Genomic DNA, 19,732 nt, shown 5'->3' with positions numbered 1-19,732 from the left:
CTTCTTGCGATACGGCGCCACCGTGGCGCTCGGCTTGGTCGTCGATCTGACTGCCGCACGAAGCGCTCTGGCGTTTGGCGTACCACTTGAACTGTCTGCCATAATTGGTGTTGCCTGCGGTGCACTCTTCAATTTTATCGTACTCGATCTTTGGGCTTTTGCAGGTCAAAAAGCCAAAGGTGCTGGATCGCGGCAACTGCGTTATCTTGGGGCTCTTGTTATCACAATGGCGGTTCGGGCGGCTGCTGTTTGGAGCCTCGCTGCCATTCTTCCCGCGCAAACTGCACCCATGATCATACTGTGTCTGGCCGTCGGCGTGTCGTTCACCATCAATTTCTTACTCTCAAAACACTGGGTTTTTCAGCGCAGCGACCGGCCGCAGTCAACATCTGGAGAATGATTGGATGCACTCCGATACAAATACCGAGGCAAGCGAAGACATGCATTCATTTCCCTCCTGTGACGACACAAATTGGCAGGTTCCAGAGTTTAATGTTTTGGACTTAGGTTCGAAGCAGCACAAATTCGCCCTCGTGATACCTGTCCTGAATGAGGGGCAGCGGATTCAAGGTCAGTTACGCAACCTCGCCGCTCTGAACCACCCGATAGATATTATTATTGCCGATGGAGGCTCGACCGATGGCTCTATAGAAGCCGATTTTCTAAGAGAGGTCGGCGTTCGTGCGCGTCTGACGAAAACAGGACCCGGAAAGCTCAGCGCGCAGCTTCGAATGGCTTACGCCTGGGCATTGCGGCAAGGGTATGAAGGTATAGTTACCGTTGATGGCAACGGGAAGGACGGGATGGAGGCCATACCTCTGTTTTTGGAAAAATTGTCCAACGGTTACGACTATGTACAGGGCTCACGCTATCACACGGATGGTGCTCACGAAAACACACCGCTTGAGCGCACTATGGCCAACCGGATGATTCACGCTCCAGTTCTCAGCCTCGCGTCGGGCACAAAGCTGACTGATACTACAAACGGCTATCGCGGCTATTCCGCTCGATTTCTGATGCACCCCGCCGTGCAGCCATTCCGAGACGTGTTCGACGCGTACGAGCTCCTGTTCTACCTGAGTGTGCGCGCAGGCCAACTTGGTCTACGCGTCACAGAGGTGCCGGTATCGCGCAGCTATCCTCGGAGCGGTAAAACCCCGACCAAGATCGCGGGATTTTCCGGCAAGATGAAGATCCTCAAACAAACACTTGCAGCTGCACTGGGTTCATTTTCACCTAAAGACTGACCAAACGATGCCTAAAACAAGACTGTCTTGAATGGAAATGTCATAAGGCCCACCGCCATGGCCTGTTACATACATCTGAACAATTCCTGAATGCGGTCAAACGAATGTAAAATCTCGCCATATGTTTAGGCGGTGAGTATCGCCTAAAGATATTTCTTGGGCTCCGCTAGGTGTTCAGCCCAAGCGTCCGATGAGCTGGGTTTAAGACGAAACGATCGTTCAATGATGTCCAGAATTTGCAGATATATTCAAAATGTGTGAGTCCGCTCGGCGTGTCCAATTTGCGAGCACAATCATAAGCATCCAGGCAGCCATCAAACGACCGAAGGCCAAATCTCGGATCGATGAAATCAATTGGGATTTTCTGCCAGAGCAAACTCTTAGTCTCTCGTCCTAGCTGACATCTGAACAGTCGGTTCATTTTTCGGTTCATTGACAAAGGCTTATGTGATACAAACAACTGTCTGAGCGTTGCCGAGTGATGAGCCGGCGCGCAAAAGGAGAGATTAAAATCCATGGACATAAAGCCTCTTGGTATTCCTGATATAAAGATGATCACACCTCGGCGATTTGGCGATGATCGCGGTTTTTTCGAAGAAACTTATAACTTGGAGAGCTTTGTCAGCCATGGGATCGAAACAGTTTTCGTACAGGACAACCATTCCCTGTCAGGAACTGTTGGAACTGTACGCGGACTACATTTTCAGGCGCCGCCAATGGCTCAGGCGAAACTTGTGCGCTGCGGGCGGGGCCGGTTGTTCGACGTGGCCGTAGATATCCGCAAAGGTTCCCCCACTTTTGGCAGATGGGTCGGCGCAGAACTCAGCTTTGACAATGGACAGATGCTATTGGTTCCCGAGGGTTTTGCCCATGGTTTCATGACATTGGAGCCTGACACCGAGATCGTATACAAGTGTTCAAATACCTACGCTCCGGAAACAGAGGGCGCCATACGGTGGGATGATCCTGATATTGGAATTAATTGGCCCCTCGACGTGGCGGAAATCAAAATATCCGATAAAGATATCAGAGCCCTGCTATTGAGAGATTTTGATTCCCCGTTCAGGTTCGAGGATGTTTTATGAAGATTTTAGTCACGGGCGGCGCAGGCTTTATCGGCTCTGCTGTGATACGGCGTGCAATTGCTGACGGCCATTCCGTAGTGAATGTCGACGCTCTGACCTATGCGTCCTGCCTCGATAATGTAGCTGAAGTAGCTGACTCAACAGATTACACTTTTGAACATGCCGATATTCGCGACTCCGAAGCTATGTCTGGCATTCTGCGCAAGCATAATCCATCTGCGATAATGCACCTTGCGGCCGAGAGCCATGTGGACCGTTCCATCGATGGTCCCGCCGCTTTTATCGAAACCAATGTGACCGGGACCTACGTGCTGCTTGAGGCGGCACGCGATTTTTGGGTGACTGCAGGCCGTCCCGAGAGCTTCCGTTTTCACCACATCTCTACCGATGAGGTTTTTGGTTCCTTGGGTGAGACAGGTTTTTTCACCGAAGACAGTCCCTATCGGCCTAACTCACCATATTCAGCTTCAAAGGCGAGCTCTGATCATCTTGTCCGAGCCTGGCACGAAACCTTTGGATTGCCCGTCGTGCTGACCAATTGCTCTAACAACTACGGCCCCTATCAGTTTCCGGAAAAACTAGTCCCCGTGGTAATCCTGAGCGCGCTGTCGGGAAAGCCCATTCCCATTTATGGCGCTGGGGATAACATTCGAGACTGGCTGCATGTCGAGGACCACGCCGAAGCGCTGCTATTGGTTCTTGAAAAAGGTGCGATTGGGCGCAGCTACAACATTGGCGGAGAGAATGAGATGACCAATCTCGACTTGGTAAGAATGCTCTGCGCTATTCTCGACCGATTGAAACCACACACAACTCCTTACGCTGACCAGATCAAATTTGTTGCCGACCGCCCAGGGCATGACCGTCGGTATGCCATCGATCCCACACGCATGCGAGAAGAGCTAAAATGGAGCCCGTCCTACACACCCGAAAAGGGCCTTGAACAAACCGTACGCTGGTACTTGGACAATAGCGCTTGGCTAAGTGCATTGCAGGCCCGCAGCGGCGTGGGTGAACGGCTCGGTATTGCGCAATGAAAGCATTGGTCTTTGGCCATGGAGGTCAAGTAGCGACTGAACTCCGAAGGCACGCGCGCCGACAGGGCATTATCCTTGAAGCCTTGGATCGATCTCAGGTTGATTTGTACAATCCTGCAGCGTGCGCGGAAGCAGTCCGAGGCACAAATGCTGAAGTGATCATCAATGCTGCCGCTTATACTGCGGTGGATCAAGCCGAAGACGAACCGGAGCTGGCTCAGTTGGCCAATGGAGACGCGCCGGGTGCTATGGCGCAGGCGTCAGCCGAGTGCGGTCTGCCGTTTCTCCACCTCTCCACCGATTATGTTTTTGACGGATCCGGCGAGGCACCCAGGTCTGTGTCCGACCCCACCGGGCCACTTGGGGTGTATGGCCGCACCAAACTCGACGGAGAACGCCAAATTGCCGAAACCGGAGGTTGGTACGCAGTTCTACGGACCAGTTGGGTGTTTTCGTCGCACGGAAAGAACTTCGTTAAAACTATCCTTCGGTTGGCCGAGACTCATGACAGACTTACTGTCGTTGCGGACCAGATCGGAGGACCAACACCTGCCGCGGATATTGCCGAGGCTCTTCTTTTGATCGCCGCGAAAGCGCGCACGACTGAAGGCGGCATCTTACACTATTCCGGCGCCCCAAGCGTCAGCTGGGCAGATTTTGCGCGCGAAGTGGTTTCGCAGGCGGGATTAACCGCTCAGATCGAAGATATCCCGACCGTGGACTACCCCAACCCGGCCAAAAGACCATTGAATTCACGCCTCGATTGTTCGCTGATCAAGGATATCTACGGCATTTCTCAGCCCAATTGGAAAACCGGCCTGACCCAAGTTTTGGCCGACTTGGAAGTGGCAGGCGGTAGGTTTTGAAAGGACGAACTATGCAACGCAAAGGCATTATCCTTGCCGGTGGATCGGGCACTCGGCTTTATCCAACCACCATTGCCGTTTCAAAGCAGCTTTTGCCCATTTATGACAAACCGATGATCTTCTATCCGCTCAGTGTTCTGATGTTGTCGAATATCCGAGAGATTGCGATCATCACGACTCCGCAGGACCAAGAACAGTTCCAACGCCTTTTGGGCGATGGCAGCCAATACGGTCTTTCCCTGACATGGTTGACGCAGCCTTCGCCGGATGGCTTGGCGCAAGCCTACATCCTTGCCGAAGAGTTTCTGGCAGGTGCACCATCGGCGATGATCCTGGGAGATAACATTTTCTTCGGTCATGGTTTGCCCGACCTCTTGCGATCTGCTGACGCGCTAGACGCAGGTGGCACCGTTTTCGCGTATCGGGTGACCGACCCGGAGCGCTATGGCGTAGTCGATTTCGACGACAACAACAAAGCACGCGCCATCATCGAGAAGCCCAGCGTGCCGCCTTCGCATTATGCAGTTACCGGGCTTTATTTCCTCGATTCAGAAGCACCTGCCCGCGCCCGCAAGGTGCAACCATCTGCTCGCGGCGAACTTGAAATTACGTCGCTACTTGAAGCTTACCTGGTCGAAGGGCGTTTGGATGTAAAAACGATGGGTCGCGGCTTTGCATGGCTGGACACTGGCACCCACGGGTCACTTTTGGATGCGGGTAATTTCGTCCGCACTTTAACTGACCGGCAAGGTATGCAAACCGGGAGTCTGGATGAAATCGCTTGGGCAAATGGCTGGATCAGTGATGACGCTTTAGCCGATCGCGCGAAGCTCTTTGCAAAATCTACCTATGGCGCATATCTCGAACTGCTTTTGAGTTAGGAACGAAAGCAAAGACGACGGCGGCGTCGTTTCGGCTGGCATCAACTCACTTCTGTTTTACCAAAAAGCATATGGTGTTCGCGTGCTTTCGATACGCGACTAAAAAATGGGCGATTCGACCTCGAAAACACGATCTCGTTTTTGCATAGCAACTGAAACTCATTGGCCCGCCACGTATAGGCTCAGCGAAGACTTGAAGTTCAACTCAGAATTGATCCCGTTTCCGATAGAGAGAACAATGCCCGAGAATGTGCTTAATTGTGCGGCGAATGCGGCGAAAAAATGTCGAACAGGCCCGATTCACTCTTTGAGAAGTTATTTGTAGCTGTATAAACTAGTTCACGTACTAGAGGCACAGTTTCGTGTTAGGTCTTGTCTAGGGTAGCTCGTGTGCTGGGGAATTTTTTGGTCCCCTTGTGTTACCTCGTAAATGGTGAAGCCAGATTTGGCTTAAGGTTAAAGGTTGAAATGTCTATTCAGGATACGAACTTTCGCGCCGACACCGGTACATGCGGTTCAGTTGTTGAGGCCGGCAGAGCCTCGGTAAACGCCGCTCAACCCTATCGCAACACATTCAAACGCCTGATAGATTTGGCCCTTGTGTTGGTGGCTCTACCAATCGTGGCGCCGGCTGTAATGGTTCTCGCGCTTCTGGTTGCACGAGACGGATCAAACCCGTTCTACGCTCAATACCGTGTTGGTCGGGGTGGAAAAGTCTTCAAGATGTGGAAACTGCGCTCTATGGTTCCTAACGCGCAGTCCTTGCTCGAAGACTATTTGGCGGAGAACCCTGCTGCACGGCGGGAATGGGACGAAACCCAAAAGCTGCAGAATGACCCCCGAATCACGCCGTTCGGTCATGCCCTTCGCAAGACTTCTCTGGACGAACTGCCGCAGTTGTGGAACGTACTGATGGGTGAAATGAGCCTGGTCGGACCGCGCCCGATGCTTCCTGAACAGCAAGAGCTGTATCCGGGCGTAGCATATTTCACCCTGCGTCCCGGCATGACCGGATCTTGGCAGGTGTCCAAGCGCAATTCCAGCTCCTTCGCAAGCCGCGCCGAGTTCGACACCTCATACGCCGACAATCTAAACTTCAAAACCGATCTGGGTATTCTGTATTCGACGGTTGGTGTAGTCGTACGCGCCACGGGCATCTGAGCGAATACTCTCAACTGCAGCGGAGTTGAATCGCGTCAGTAAATGGCTTGCCGTGGCTGGCGCAATAATTCTTCTGGCTTCAGATTGTAGAGAATTCGGAAACCATCGAAGAGCGCTTTTTATTCCCGGAAATCCACGGTCCAAAGCTCGCGTGTGGTGTTTTTTTTGGCATTATGAGGCCCCTACACCATAATGCTGGGGATTGCGCGCAGCACAGGCCGTAAAATTCAGCGCACACGCATCACTTTCGTTTGGCAATCCCTACAGCGGGACTTAAACTCAAATCGGTTTATTTATGGATGGTTCTACTGTGAGTATTTCTGCCAGGGACGGCGACATCGCAATCGTTGGCATGGCCGCGCATTTGCCCGGTTCGTCTTCGATTGAAGCATATTGGTACAACCTGTGCGAGGGGGTGGAATCTATCCACCAGCTCAGCAGGGAACAGCTCATTGCGAACGGTGAGACTCCACATTTGCTTGAGCGGCCTGACTATGTGCCGTTTGCCGCGCCGCTGGATCGCTTCGAGGAATTTGACGCCGAGTTTTTCGGTCTTTCCCCAAAAGAAGCCGCCATCATGGACCCGCAACACCGCCAGTTTCTAGAGGTGGCTTGGGAAGCGCTGGAAAACGCTGGCCATCCGCCTGAAAACTTTCCCGGACCTATCGGCGTGTTCGCAGGCTGCGGCATGGGCAGCTATTTTTATTTCAATGTCTGCTCGAACCGGGATCTGGTCGACGACGTGGGCATGTTCTTGTTGCGCCATACCGGTAATGACAAGGATTTCCTGTCGACCCGGCTGAGCCATATCCTCGACCTCAAGGGCCCGAGCGTGAACGTGCAGACCGCTTGTTCGACCTCGCTGGTCGCAACGCATTATGCAACGCAGGCTCTGTTGACCGGTGAGTGCGATATGGCAATTGCCGGGGGCGTCACGATCGAGCTCCCTCACAATAGGGGTTATGTTTATAAAGAGGGCGAGGTTCTCTCACCCGATGGCCATTGCCACGCCTTCGATCATCGCGCGCAAGGCACTGTTTTTGGCTCGGGTGCTGGCGCTGTCATTTTGCGGCGTCTGTCTGATGCGATCGAGGATGGCGACCATATCTGGGGCGTGATCCGCGGTACGGCGATCAACAATGATGGCGCGGCCAAAGCCGGGTACTTGGCGCCATCTGTGGATGGTCAAGCCGCCGCGATTTCCGAGGCCCATGTGATGGCCGATGTTCAAGCCGATACAGTGGACTACATCGAATGCCACGGCACCGGCACCTATCTGGGGGATCCGATCGAAGTGGCCGCGCTGACACAGGCGTTTTCGGAAACCACACAGGAAACGGGCTTCTGCCGGCTGGGCTCGGTCAAAACCAATATCGGCCATCTCGATACCGCCGCCGGGGTGGCGAGCCTGATCAAGACCTCGCTGGCCCTGCATCACAAGCAGATCCCGCCCAGCTTGGGCTACGAGAAACCCAACCCGGCGATCGATTTCGAGAACAGCCCGTTCCGGGTGAATGACACTCTAACCGATTGGGTTTCGTACAAGGGCCCGCGCCGAGCCGGGGTGAATTCTCTGGGCGTCGGCGGCACAAATGCTCATGCCATTCTGGAGGAAGCGCCTGAGCGAGCCGCATCCGAACCGTCGGATTGGCCGTTTCAAATCCTCACGGTTTCGGCGCGGGGCAAGAAAGCGCTGGATGCCAACAGCGCAGCATTGGCCGCGCATCTGCGGGCCAATCCTGAACAAGATTTGGCCGATATCGCCTGGACGCTGAAAGACGGAAGACGTGGGTTTGAAAAGCGGCGCGTCATCGTCGCCGAAACCCATGAAGAAGCCGCCGCGATCCTTGAGGAAAACGATCCGCGTCGGGTTTTCACCCATACGGTGATCTCGGACGCGCCTGAGCATGTCTTTATGTTCCCCGGCGGAGGCGCTCAGTACGCCGGTATGGCGCGCGACCTCTATGAGACCGAGCCGGTCTTTGCCGATTGGATGGATCGGGGTCTGGATATTCTGCAGGCCAAGCTCGACTATGATATCCGCGCGATCTGGCTGCCCGAACCGGGCCAGGAAGAGGCTGCGGATGAGCGGTTGAAGACACCTTCGGTACAACTGCCGCTGATCATGATCACCGAATATGCGCTGGCGCAGCTTTGGATGGAATGGGGTGTTCAGCCCACCGCTCTGGTCGGCCATTCGATGGGCGAAAACACCGCCGCTTGTGTGGCCGGTGTGATGTCGTTTGAGGATTGCATCGGTCTGGTTCATCTGCGCGGGCGGCTGTTTGATACGGTTCCGGCCGGTGGCATGCTGAGCGTCCCCCTGCCCGCCGACGATTTGCGGCCACTACTGGGGGATGACCTCGATCTGGGCGCCGTGAACGCCCCCAGCCTGAGCGTAGCAACCGGACCTCAGGCGGCGCTGGACGATCTAGAGGAGCGCCTGCGCAATCAGGGCGTAGACTGTCAACGCATCCCGATCGATATCGCCGCGCATTCGCGGATGCTGGAGCCGATCCTGCAGGAATTCGGCGACTATCTGCGCTCGATCGAATTGAAGGCACCGCAGATCCCGTTCCCCTCGAACCGCAGCGGTGACTGGATCACCGAGGCTGAGGCGACCGATCCCGAATACTGGGTCAGCCATCTGCGCAACACCGTTCATTTCGCCGATTGCATCACCACGCTATCCGAGAACCCAGAGCGTATCTTCATTGAGGTCGGCCCAGGCAAGGCGCTGGCCTCTCTGACCGGACAGCATGACAAGGTCGACGCCAATCAGGTGATCAGCAGCCTGCGTCATCCAAATGATGATGTGGCTGACGATGCTTATTTCATGGCCATGCTGGGCCGGATCTGGGCTTTAGGCGGCGCGTTCGACTGGGAACAAATCTGGGGCGAGGCGAGTCGCAACCGCGTGCCTCTGCCCACCTATGCCTTCCAGCGCTCGCCCTATTTCATCGAACCCGGAACGACACGGACCGAGACAGCCAGCCAATGGCTGATGCGCACCGAAGATCCCGCCGATTGGGGCTATCGCGTAGCCTGGACTCCGAAATACGCGGCCTGCGATGTGGATGTCACCGGCGATCTGTCGGAGGCGGCACAGGAAAGCTGGCTGATCTTTGCGGATGAGGCTGGGCTGTGTACCAACCTGACCGAGCGCCTGAAGCAAGCCGGTCACAAGGTGGTCACGGTCACGCCCGGCGATGCCTTTGCGCGCATCAGTGACGATCACTATCAGCTGGCCCCCGAACGCGGGCGCGAAAGTTATGACGCGCTGATCCGTGATCTCGTCGCGCAGGAACACATCCCAACCCGAATTGTGCATGGCTGGCTGCTGACACAGGCCGAGACCTTCCGCCCCGGCGGTAGTTTCTTCCACCGCAATCTGGAACAGGGCTTTTACAGCTTGTTCTTCCTGGCGCAGGCCATTGGGGACGAAGATCTGCCGATACCCCTGCACCTTCATGTCCTCAGCTCGGGCGCGCTGCAGGTGAGGGATGAAGCCCTGCCCTATCCCGAGAAAGCCACGGTCACCGGCCCGACCCGCGTGATCCCGCGCGAATTCCCCGGCCTGACCTGTGCGCTGCTGGATATCGATCTGCCGCAAAGCGCGGGCAAACGCCGCGCGCCTGCCCTGCCCGAGGGGTTGACCGATCAGGTGCTGGAAGACCTGCTGGCTCCACCCGCCTCGTTCACAGCAGCGATCCGCGCGGGCAAGCGGTTTGAACAAGGCTATCGCCCGCAGGCTCTGACAGAACCGTCTCTGGACGATCTGCCCCTGCGCGACGGCGGCACCTATCTGATCACCGGCGGTTTTGGGGGCATTGGCCTGACTCTGGCCGAGGCCCTGATTGCCAAGGTGAATGCCAATATCGTCCTGCTCGCGCGTGGAGACCTACCGCCACGGGATCAGTGGGAAACCGTGCTGAATAGCTCGGCCCCGCAGGACAAAACGGCCCGCCGTATCCGCGCCATCGAAAAGCTGGAAGCGGCTGGGGGCAAAGTGCTTCCGATGTCTGTCGACGTCAGCAATGTTGAAGAGATGCGCCGTTGCGTCGAAAGCGCCACGCAGGAATTCGGCCGAATCAACGGCGTGATCCATGCGGCTGGCCTGATCGACGATGCGCCGATCATGACCAAGACCATGATGGAGATCGAGGATGTCTTTACACCCAAGATCCATGGCACGCAGGTCATCGACCAGATCTTCCCCGACGGATCGCTTGATTGGTTGGTTCTGTTTTCATCCAGCTCAACCGCAACGGCACCTGTAGGTCAGGTCGACTATGTGGCCGCCAATGACTACCTGAACGCCTATGCCCGCGCCCGTACAGGCGACAAAACGCAGGTTGTTTCGGTCAACTGGGGTATATGGGCCGATGTGGGCATGGCCGCCGATGCAATGGAGGCTCGGACAGGCACTGCAGAGCCCGCGCCCGTAACCTCCGCAGACGTTCCGATGCTGGATCAGGCAAGCTTTGATGACGCGGGCAACCGCCTGCTGAGTGCGACTTACAACGCCCATGACCGCTGGTTCCTGAACGATCACCGGACCAAGGCCGGTCATGCTCTGGTCCCTGGCACCGGCTATCTGGAACTGGCGTCCGAGGCTCTGCGAGTACAAGGCGAAACCGGTCCGTTTGAAATTCGCGATCTGTATTTCCTCCGTCCCCTTGCAGTCTCGGACAGTGAAGATCAGCAGGTCCGTCTGCGCCTGCCACGCAGCGATGTGGGCTATGACCTAACGGTTGAGAGCGGGTCGGATGATGCATTTGAACTGAACGCCCAAGCCAGCCTGTCTCTGTTGCCGCTGATCGCGCCTGCACCGCTGGATGTGGCGGCCATCGCTGCCCGTTGCGGCCCGGCCCATCAGGCCGAAGGCGCGGGCCGCCTGCGATCCCCGCAGGAGGCACATCTGAATTTCGGCCCGCGCTGGCGCGTGCTGACCTCAACTGCACTGGGGCAGGATGAGGGCCTGGCTCATCTGGCGCTGCCTGAGGGACTGCAAACGGATATACAATCGGGCTACCACCTGCATCCGGCTCTGATGGATCTAGCCACGGGCTGGGCGATGGAGCTGATCTCAGGATATCAGGCCTCGCACCTTTGGGTGCCGGTCTCCTACCGCTCGGTCCGCGTTTATGCACCACTGCCCGCGCAGATTGTCAGTTGGGTCCGCAACGCAGGCGAAAACCGCGCCGAGGGCGAGGCCGCCAGTTTCGATGTCACCATCGCAGCCCCGGACGGCACGATCTGCATCGAGGTAGAGGGTTTCTCGATCCGCCGGATGGAAGATGCGGTGGATTTTGCCTTCACCGAAAGCGCCCCAGCAATCACCTCTGAGGTCGACGCCCTCGCGCCCCTGTCCCCAGCCGAGGAGCGGCTGCGTCACAATCTGTCTCAGGGTATTCCGGCGACAGAAGGGGCGGACCTGTTCTTCAAGGCACTGGCCAGCGGGCAGTCGCAGCTCATTCTGTCCTCGCTGGATCTGGAGGGACTGATCGCGCAGGCCGCCGACAGCGGCGCATCCACCGAAAGCTCGGATCAGAAATTCCAACGCCCCGAGTTGGATTCGGATTACGTCGCCCCGGAAAATGACATCGAACGCCGCCTCGCCGGGTTCTGGCAGGAACTACTGGGTGTTGATGAGATCGGTGTCGAGGACAGTTTCTTCGATCTGGGTGGACATTCCCTGATCGCTGTCCGGCTGTTCGCGCAAATCCGCAAGGCCTATAACGTGGACTTCCCGATTTCGGTCCTGTTCGAGGCCCCGACCATCCGCAAATGCGCCGATCTGATCGCCGCCCGCGGCGTGCCGAAAGATGGCGGCGAGGGCGATGCGCCAGCAACAGCCCCGGCGACACCGGAACGTCGCTTTACCCATCTGGTGCCGATGCATTCTGGCGAAGGTGGACCAAAGACTCCGTTCTTCCTGGTGGCGGGCATGTTCGGGAATGTGCTGAACCTGCGCCATCTGGCGCATTTGGTGGGCACCGACCGGCCCTTCTATGGCCTGCAGGCGCGCGGTCTGTATGGTGATGAAGAACCGCACCGCGATCTGCGCGAGGCCGCCAAGGACTACATCGCAGAGATGCGGCAGGTACAGCCCTCGGGGCCGTACATGCTGGGCGGTTTCTCGGGTGGCGGTATCACGGCTTATGAGATTGCACGCCAGCTGTCTGAGGCGGGCGAAGAGATCGCGGCGCTTGTCATGCTTGATACGCCCCTACCGGTACGGCACCCGCTTAGCAAAGCGGATCGTTTGAAGATTCAGCTGCAGGAGATGCGGAACAAGGGCGCAAGCTACCCCATTCAATGGGCCAAGAACCGGATCGCCTGGGAAATCCAAAAACGCCAACCCAAGGAAGAAACAGCCGAGACCGGCCAGCAGTTCCACGACACCGAGATCGAGGCCGCATTTTTGGAAAGCGTCAACAGCTATCCCTTGCACCCATGGGATGGCCCCCTGACCCTGTTCCGGCCGCCTTTGGTCGGGAAATGGGAACTGGGGCCTGGGAAACTGGTTCACCAAGAACGCTACTATCTATCTCATGACAACGACTGGACACCCTGGGCCCCAAGTATCGAGGTGTTCGAGGTGCCCGGAGATCATGACTCGATGGTGCTGGAACCGAATGTGCGGGTGCTGGCAGCTCAGATGAAAACCTGCCTTGAAAACGCAGAACGCCAAATATTGCACTACAGACGCACTCTGCCAGAGGCAGCGGAATAGCCATGTCTGATCCTGTACTCCTTACCATTATTCTTAACTACAAAACCGCGGACATGACGTTGCGCTCGGTAGAGGCCGCTCGGAAGGCCATGGAAGGAATCGCAGGAGAAATCATCGTTGTAGACAACGACTCGCAGGATGGATCCTTTGAGGCCATCTCGAAGCGCGTTCAAGAACAAGGTTGGGATCAGGGCAGTCGCGTTCGGACCATCCAGTCTGGGCACAATGGTGGCTTCGGTGCTGGCAATAATGTAGGCATTCGCGCGGGCCTTTCGGACGGAACACGGCCGGACTTCGTCTACATCCTGAATTCCGACGCCTTCCCTGCTCCGGACGCCGTCCGCATATTGATGGAGCATCTGGAAACCACGCCCGAAGCTGGTTTTGCAGGCAGCTATATCTTCGGCGATGACGACGAGCCGCACCTGACAAGCTTCCGCTTTCCTTCTGTCGCAAGCGAATTTGAAAGCAGCATCAACTTTGGCCCTGTCACTCGGTTGTTCAAGAACCGGATCGTGCCCATTCCTATCCCGACCGAGACCCGGCCCGTTGATTGGTTGGCCGGGGCCAGCCTGATGATGCGGCAGGACGTGCTGGATGAGATCGGCCTCTTTGATGAAACGTTTTTCCTGTATTTCGAGGAAACCGATCTCTGCCTGCGGGCCGCGCGCGCCGGGTATCGCACCGATTACGTGCGTACCAGCGCTGTGATGCACATCGGTTCAGTAACCACGGGTATGAAAAGCTGGAATCGGGTGCCAACCTATTGGTTTGACTCCCGTCTTCATTACTTCGTCAAAAACCATGGCGCAATTTATGCCGCCTGCGCCACCTGTGTGCATTTGACAGGTGGCTTTTTGCACTGGCTGCGATGCTTAATAACACGCAGGCAAAGCGGTGTGCCGCCCCATTTTTTGCGAACTCTTGCTTGGCATGACTTGTCCGCATTCATGCGCGCGCCTTGGCGCAAACGCAGTTCGGAACAACAAACCAGGCCTGTTATTGGAGAATAAAGATGCCTTTCAGCACTTTTCTTGTCGGCCATGAATCCCTTGTCATTCAGTGCGGGGAATTACTGCTAGAGGCGGGGCACGAAATTCAAGGTCTGGCCACACGCAATCCGGATGTGGAGGCCTGGGCCAAGTCTCACGACCTACCTCTATTTGCACCCGGTCCCGATTTGTCGGATCGGCTGGAAGGCGTATCATTTGATTGGCTGCTCAGCATCGCAAATCTCGAACTGCTGCCACAATCGCTGCTGAACAACGCACGCAAAGGGGCCGTCAATTTCCACGATGGCCCCCTACCGCGCTATGCAGGGTTAAACGCGCCGGTATGGGCCATTCTCAATGGGGAAACGCAACACGGGATCACCTGGCACATGATCTCCGGCGGTGTGGACGAAGGCGGAATCGTTGCTCAAAACCTATTTGACATCAGTGACAACGAAACTGCTCTGACCCTGAACACCAAATGCTACGGCGCAGCCATCGATAGCTTCAGCGATGTCATCCGGGCGCTTGAAACGGATCAGCCCACGACCCCGCAAGACCTGTCGCAGCGCAGCTATTTTTCAAAGAACGACCGCCCCGAGGCAGCCGCTCGGCTGGATTTTACAAAACCGGCGCATGAAGTGGCCGCTTTGGTGCGCGCCTTGGATCACGGTGACTATTGGAACCCCTTATGCCGCCCCAAGATTCAGCGGGATGACCAACTCTGGCTCGTCGGCGCGGCTAAGGTGAGTGATCAGCCATCCAATGCCGAGCCGGGCACCATTCTGTCGAGCAACGCCGATAGTTTGACCGTTGCAACGAGTGACGGCGCTATTGAGATCAGCGATCTGCGAAATGGTATTGGTGCGTCTGTGGCGACTGATGGCGTTTTGAACGGCGGCAGCGCTTTGCCCCCGTTAACCGCAGAACAGGCGACAGCGATCAGTCAGTCAATTGCTGACACGCTGAAATCGGAACCACAATGGCGCACACGTCTTGAAGCGCTGCAAGAGAGTGACATTCCGCTGATAAATTCAGCTATGCCATCTGGCGCGCCTCGGTCACAAACACTGCACGTGCCAGATGGGCTTGCTGATGCGACGGCCAAGGCTGCGTTTGCCGCCTTGATGGCGCGCCTTGTGGACGCATTCACCCTTGATCTGGCGTTCCGCCTGAACAACGTGTCGTCCCCGTATCTCAACGACTGGGTTCCGGTCCGCTTTTCTGCGGATCAGACATTCTCAGCGGCGCATAAGGAGTTTGAACAAACCATTGCACAGGCCCAGGCGATTGGTCCGTTCGCCTATGATCTGCCGGCGCGTCTGCCAGGTGCGGCGGCCCTGCAAACGCCTGTGATTGGTTTGTCTGATGACGTATCGGAAGGTCTTGTTGCAGGCACCAGCCTGACGCTGGCCACTTCTGGTCGAGAGGCGACGCTGTTTGCCGACAGCGGACATGTCTCTGAAGCTTCACTCCGCTTGTTTGCTGCACGGGTCGAGAGCCTGTTTGTGTCGCTGACAGATCAAGCCAACGCGGATCTACCGATCGCTGAACTTCCCATTCTCCCCGATACGGAACGCACACAAGTCCTGCAGGACTGGAACAAGACTTCCGTCGCCTATGATGAGGTCAGCTGCGTTCATGAGCAGTTCGAAGCCCAGGTCGCACGCACCCCTGATGCCCCGTCGCTGGTCTTCGAGAACCTTAGCTTCTCATATACCGAACTGAACGCTCTGGCCAATCAGGTTGCGCATGTTTTGCGTGAGATGGGTGTAGGCCCCGATACGCTGGTGGGTTTGCATGTCAAACGATGCCCGCTGTTGCTGATCGGGGCGCTGGGGATCCTGAAGGCGGGCGGAGCTTATGTGCCGATGGACCCGGCCTATCCTGCGGACCGGACGGCGCTGTATCTTGAGGATAGCGGCGCAAAGGTGGTGCTGACGGAATCCGCACTGGCCGCAAGCCTGCCCGATCATGGCGCGCAGGCCTTGCTGCTGGACACGGACCCACGGCTGGGAACGGCTGCGACGGACAATGTCGACAGCGGCGTGCGTTCGGAGAACCTCGCCTACATGATCTACACCTCCGGCTCGACCGGACGCCCCAAGGGGGTCATGGTTGAACATCGCAACGTGTCGAACTTTTTCACCGGCATGGACGATCGCATCAGTCATGATCCGGCTGGGGTCTGGCTAGCGGTGACCAGCCTGTCCTTCGATATTTCGGTGCTAGAGCTGTTCTGGACGCTGGCGCGCGGCTTCAAGATCGTTCTTAGCGATGACGAAAACCGCGCGTTGGTCGCAGGTGATGCGACCGCCGGAAAATCCATCACTGGCAAGGGGATGGAGTTCAGCCTGTTCTACTGGGGCAACGACGATGGCGTCGGGCGCGACAAGTACAAACTGCTGCTTGAGGGTGCGAAGTTCGGGGATCAGAACGGCTTCTGCGCTGTCTGGACGCCCGAGCGTCATTTCCATGCCTTCGGTGGCCCCTACCCCAACCCGTCCGTTACAGGCGCAGCCGTTGCCGCCGTAACCGAGAATATCGGCGTCCGCGCAGGCAGCTGCGTCGCACCTCTGCATCATACCGCGCGCATTGCCGAAGAATGGGCTGTGATCGACAACCTGACCAACGGGCGCGCGGGACTTGCCATCGCCTCTGGCTGGCAGCCCGATGATTTCGTCCTGCGGCCCGAGAACACGCCGCCGGAAAACAAACCCGCGATGCTCGAAGCGATCAGCACCTTGCGCCAACTTTGGGTTGGTGAAACGGTGGAATTTCCCACCAAGTCCGGAGATATGCACGGGGTGGTTACGCAGCCGCGCCCGGTATCGAAGAAACTGCCTGTCTGGGTCACCACTGCGGGCAACCCGGACACCTGGCGCGAAGCCGGGGCCATCGGGGCCAACGTGCTGACTCACCTTCTGGGGCAGAGCGTGCAAGAGGTGGCCGACAAAATCGGTATCTACCACGCTGCGTTGCGCGAAGCGGGGTATGATCCCGATGATCATACGGTCACCCTGATGCTGCACACCTATGTTGGGCAGGACCGCGAAGAAGTGCGCGAGGTCGCGCGCGAGCCGATGAAGGATTACCTACGCTCGGCGGCCGGTCTGATCAAGCAATATGCCTGGGCCTTCCCAGCCTTCAAGAAACCCAAAGGTGTCTCGAACCCGTTCCAACTGGATCTTGGCAGCCTGTCTGATGAGGAGCTCGAAGGCATCCTCGATTTCGCCTTCCTGCGCTATTTCGAGGATTCCGGCCTGTTTGGCACCGTCGAAGACTGCCTGAACCGGGTCGAAGAACTGAAACGCATCGGTGTCGATGAGATTGCCTGCCTGATCGACTATGGCATATCTGTCGATCAGGTGATGGAGGGTCTGAAGCCTCTGGCCGAGGTGCTGCGCCTGTCCAATCAGGATACAGAACTGGCCGAGGATGACTATTCCATCGCCGCTCAGATCATCCGTCACAAAGTCAGCCATTTGCAATGTACCCCCAGCATGGCCCAGATGATCCTGATGAGCGATGAGGCACGGTTTGCCCTGTCCAAGGTCAAACACATGTTGATCGGCGGCGAGGCCCTGCCCGGCTCGCTGGTCAAACAGATCAACAAGCTGTCGCCTGCGCATATCGAAAACATGTACGGGCCGACGGAAACAACGATCTGGTCAACGACCGAAACCGCCGCTTCTGCCGAAGGCGTGATCAATGTCGGCACGCCCATCGCCAACACGCAGGTTTATGTATTGGACGATGACAGAAACCCCGTTCCCATCGGCGTAGCCGGAGAGCTGTATATCGGCGGCGCCGGTGTCACCCGTGGATATTGGCAGCGTGAAGATCTGACAGCCGAACGGTTCGTCCCCGATCCGTTTTCGGATACGCCCGGGGCACGGCTCTATCGGACCGGAGATCTGGTGCGCTGGCGGACGGACGGGCGGCTCGATTTCCTGGGCCGGGCCGATCATCAGATCAAACTGCGCGGCTACCGGATCGAACTGGGCGAGATCGAAAGTCTGATCGACGCGCAAGCCGGCGTGCGCCAGTCGGTTGTCATCGCGCGAGAGGACACGCCCAACTTAGTGCAACTCGCGGCTTACATGACCGTCGATCAAACTGTTGATGAAAAGGCATTGCGGCAGGCACTGGCAGCGCAACTGCCAGACTACATGGTGCCCACGCATTTCGTGACGCTTGAGAGCTTCCCGCTGACACCGAACCGCAAGGTTGATCGAAAGGCCCTGCCTGCCCCGTCAGTGCAGAAGCCCCGCGTTGCGCCGCCAATCACAGCCAAATCCGAGGCTGCCGTCAGCGACTCGGGCAGCACAGGCGGGTCGGCGTCACAACAGATTGCGGCGATTTGGTCCCGTATACTAGGGGTTGCCGAGATTAGCGGGCGGGACAATTTCTTTGAATTGGGCGGACACTCGCTTCTGGCCGTGCAAGCCCATCGCGACATACGCAAGGAATTAAATGTCCCTAGCCTGAGCATCACGGACATATTCCGGTTTCCAACCCTCGCAGCTTTAGCCGAAACAGTGGACAAGAAAACTGGCAGAACCAAACCAGAAGCAGAACCTGCACCGCATGCCTCGGAAAAAGCCAGTACCCGCAGCGACGCCATGGCGCGGCGGCGCGAGATGCGGGCGCGCAGACGCTCGGCGTGACGCTCAACTAAGATGGCTATATGGCGCAGCAAAACATAGGGTCGCGACCGTGATAGCGACACATAGCATCAGAGATGAATCGTGCTGAAACGCTTTGTTCCCGGGAGTGTGCTGGTGGCAGTGGCGGCCATCGCTGGTATGCTGCGGCTGAGGGGCACGCAGCCAATCGACGACGCAACGTTCAACGGCTTGTACAATCAGTCAGGACCGGCACCTGAAATACCGCAAATAGTGTTCCATCTGGGGCACAGTCTGGTCGGGCCGGACATGCCCGAGATGTTGAAACAACTGGCGGGTGACGCGCACGATTACAGCAGTCAAATTGGCTGGGGAACCCCGCTTAGGGCGCATTGGGAGCCGAACGAGACCATCAATGGTTTCGAACTTCACAACATCCCGCACGAGTTCAAAGACGTAAAAGAGGCTTTGTCGTCCGGCAGATACAATACGCTGGTCCTGACTGAGATGGTCGAAATTCGCGCCGCCATTAAGTATTTCGAAAGCACAAAGTACCTGCACAAGTGGATTCAGCTTGGACGGCGCGCAAACCCTGAGATAAAGATCTTTTTGTATGAGACCTGGCATCAGCTGGACGATCCGGAAGGCTGGCTAAACCGGATCGACACGGACCTGGATCGCTATTGGGAACGAGGCATTCTGCGTCGCGCCCTGTCTTTCGAAGACACTCCCAGCCCGGTCTACATCATCCCGGCTGGGCAGGTCATGGCCCGTTTTGTCCGCGAGATTGAACGCCGTGGTGGCGTTGGACCGATTGCAGCCAGAGGCGATCTGTTTACTGATGAAATCCACTTGAATGACTATGGCACCTATCTCGTAGCTCTGACCCACTACGCGGTACTGTACCAGACTTCTCCTGTGGGACTACGCCATGCGTTGACTAAGTCGGATGGCAGTTTCGCAGCGGACCCGGGACCCGAGTCTGCGCTGCTGATGCAGGAAACAGTTTGGGATGTCGTGAAAAACTACCGCCCTTCAGGGCTGGGTCTGTCCTGAGTCCATTTGTTGCGCAACATTCGCGCCACAAAAGCTCGAT

At 57.0% G+C, this 19,732-nt stretch carries 11 protein-coding genes; all 11 read left to right on the top strand.

Annotated features, from left to right (window positions below):
* Positions 1 to 4: 4 nt before the first annotated feature.
* The 11 genes from ACR0I8_RS21125 (at position 5) to ACR0I8_RS21075 (ending at position 19,692) form a co-directional block, all read left to right on the top strand.
* A complete protein-coding gene (locus ACR0I8_RS21125; RefSeq protein ID WP_170692468.1) occupies positions 5 to 400 on the top strand; it encodes a GtrA family protein in 396 nt (131 codons plus the stop codon).
* A gap of 4 nt (positions 401 to 404) precedes the next feature.
* Complete coding sequence (locus tag ACR0I8_RS21120) at positions 405 to 1,247, top strand: glycosyltransferase family 2 protein (RefSeq protein ID WP_170380756.1); 843 nt, start codon at positions 405 to 407, stop codon at positions 1,245 to 1,247.
* A 515-nt stretch (positions 1,248 to 1,762) separates the two neighbouring features.
* Positions 1,763 to 2,332: a dTDP-4-dehydrorhamnose 3,5-epimerase gene (rfbC, locus tag ACR0I8_RS21115; RefSeq protein WP_170380754.1), complete on the top strand. Its 570-nt coding sequence runs from the start codon at positions 1,763 to 1,765 to the stop codon at positions 2,330 to 2,332.
* Positions 2,329 to 3,369 carry a dTDP-glucose 4,6-dehydratase gene (gene rfbB / locus ACR0I8_RS21110; RefSeq protein WP_170692471.1) on the top strand — a complete coding sequence of 347 codons (1,041 nt, stop codon included), beginning with the start codon at positions 2,329 to 2,331 and terminating at the stop codon, positions 3,367 to 3,369. The genes rfbC and rfbB overlap by 4 nt, the downstream gene beginning before the upstream one ends.
* Entirely contained in the window at positions 3,366 to 4,235 is an 870-nt protein-coding gene (gene rfbD, locus ACR0I8_RS21105; RefSeq protein WP_170692475.1) for a dTDP-4-dehydrorhamnose reductase, read from the top strand. Before rfbB ends, rfbD begins: the two co-directional genes overlap by 4 nt.
* An 11-nt stretch (positions 4,236 to 4,246) precedes the next feature.
* Positions 4,247 to 5,116 carry a glucose-1-phosphate thymidylyltransferase RfbA gene (gene rfbA / locus ACR0I8_RS21100; RefSeq protein ID WP_170692478.1) on the top strand — a complete coding sequence of 290 codons (870 nt, stop codon included), beginning with the start codon at positions 4,247 to 4,249 and terminating at the stop codon, positions 5,114 to 5,116.
* 468 nt (positions 5,117 to 5,584) lie between these two features.
* A complete protein-coding gene (locus ACR0I8_RS21095) occupies positions 5,585 to 6,277 on the top strand; it encodes a sugar transferase (RefSeq protein ID WP_170380746.1) in 693 nt (230 codons plus the stop codon).
* A 295-nt stretch (positions 6,278 to 6,572) separates the two neighbouring features.
* Positions 6,573 to 13,016: a type I polyketide synthase gene (locus tag ACR0I8_RS21090; protein WP_170692481.1), complete on the top strand. Its 6,444-nt coding sequence runs from the start codon at positions 6,573 to 6,575 to the stop codon at positions 13,014 to 13,016.
* 2 nt (positions 13,017 to 13,018) lie between these two features.
* On the top strand, positions 13,019 to 14,029 hold the full coding sequence (locus ACR0I8_RS21085) for a glycosyltransferase family 2 protein (RefSeq protein ID WP_170692484.1): 1,011 nt from the start codon (positions 13,019 to 13,021) through the stop codon (positions 14,027 to 14,029).
* Between the two features lie 2 nt (positions 14,030 to 14,031).
* Positions 14,032 to 18,678 carry a MupA/Atu3671 family FMN-dependent luciferase-like monooxygenase gene (locus ACR0I8_RS21080; RefSeq protein ID WP_170692487.1) on the top strand — a complete coding sequence of 1,549 codons (4,647 nt, stop codon included), beginning with the start codon at positions 14,032 to 14,034 and terminating at the stop codon, positions 18,676 to 18,678.
* 81 nt (positions 18,679 to 18,759) lie between these two features.
* The gene (locus tag ACR0I8_RS21075) at positions 18,760 to 19,692 is read left to right on the top strand and encodes a hypothetical protein (RefSeq protein ID WP_170692490.1); all 933 of its coding nucleotides are present in this window, start codon (positions 18,760 to 18,762) and stop codon (positions 19,690 to 19,692) included.
* Positions 19,693 to 19,732: the final 40 nt, after the last annotated feature.

This window comes from Ruegeria sp. BG9, assembly GCF_056538305.1.
Note: the sequence above shows the minus strand (reverse complement) of the source record. Positions and strands in the feature narration are given on the sequence as shown.

Bases quoted from the DNA above. Each gene is read 5' to 3' on its own strand.
- ACR0I8_RS21095 (WP_170380746.1), top strand. From the start codon at position 5,585: ATGTCTATTCAGGATACGAACTTTCGCGCCGACACCGGTACATGCGGT.
- rfbB (WP_170692471.1), top strand. From the start codon at position 2,329: ATGAAGATTTTAGTCACGGGCGGCGCAGGCTTTATCGGCTCTGCTGTG.
- rfbA (WP_170692478.1), top strand. From the start codon at position 4,247: ATGCAACGCAAAGGCATTATCCTTGCCGGTGGATCGGGCACTCGGCTT.
- ACR0I8_RS21090 (WP_170692481.1), top strand. From the start codon at position 6,573: ATGGATGGTTCTACTGTGAGTATTTCTGCCAGGGACGGCGACATCGCA.
- ACR0I8_RS21080 (WP_170692487.1), top strand. From the start codon at position 14,032: ATGCCTTTCAGCACTTTTCTTGTCGGCCATGAATCCCTTGTCATTCAG.
- ACR0I8_RS21085 (WP_170692484.1), top strand. From the start codon at position 13,019: ATGTCTGATCCTGTACTCCTTACCATTATTCTTAACTACAAAACCGCG.
- rfbC (WP_170380754.1), top strand. From the start codon at position 1,763: ATGGACATAAAGCCTCTTGGTATTCCTGATATAAAGATGATCACACCT.
- rfbD (WP_170692475.1), top strand. From the start codon at position 3,366: ATGAAAGCATTGGTCTTTGGCCATGGAGGTCAAGTAGCGACTGAACTC.
- ACR0I8_RS21120 (WP_170380756.1), top strand. From the start codon at position 405: ATGCACTCCGATACAAATACCGAGGCAAGCGAAGACATGCATTCATTT.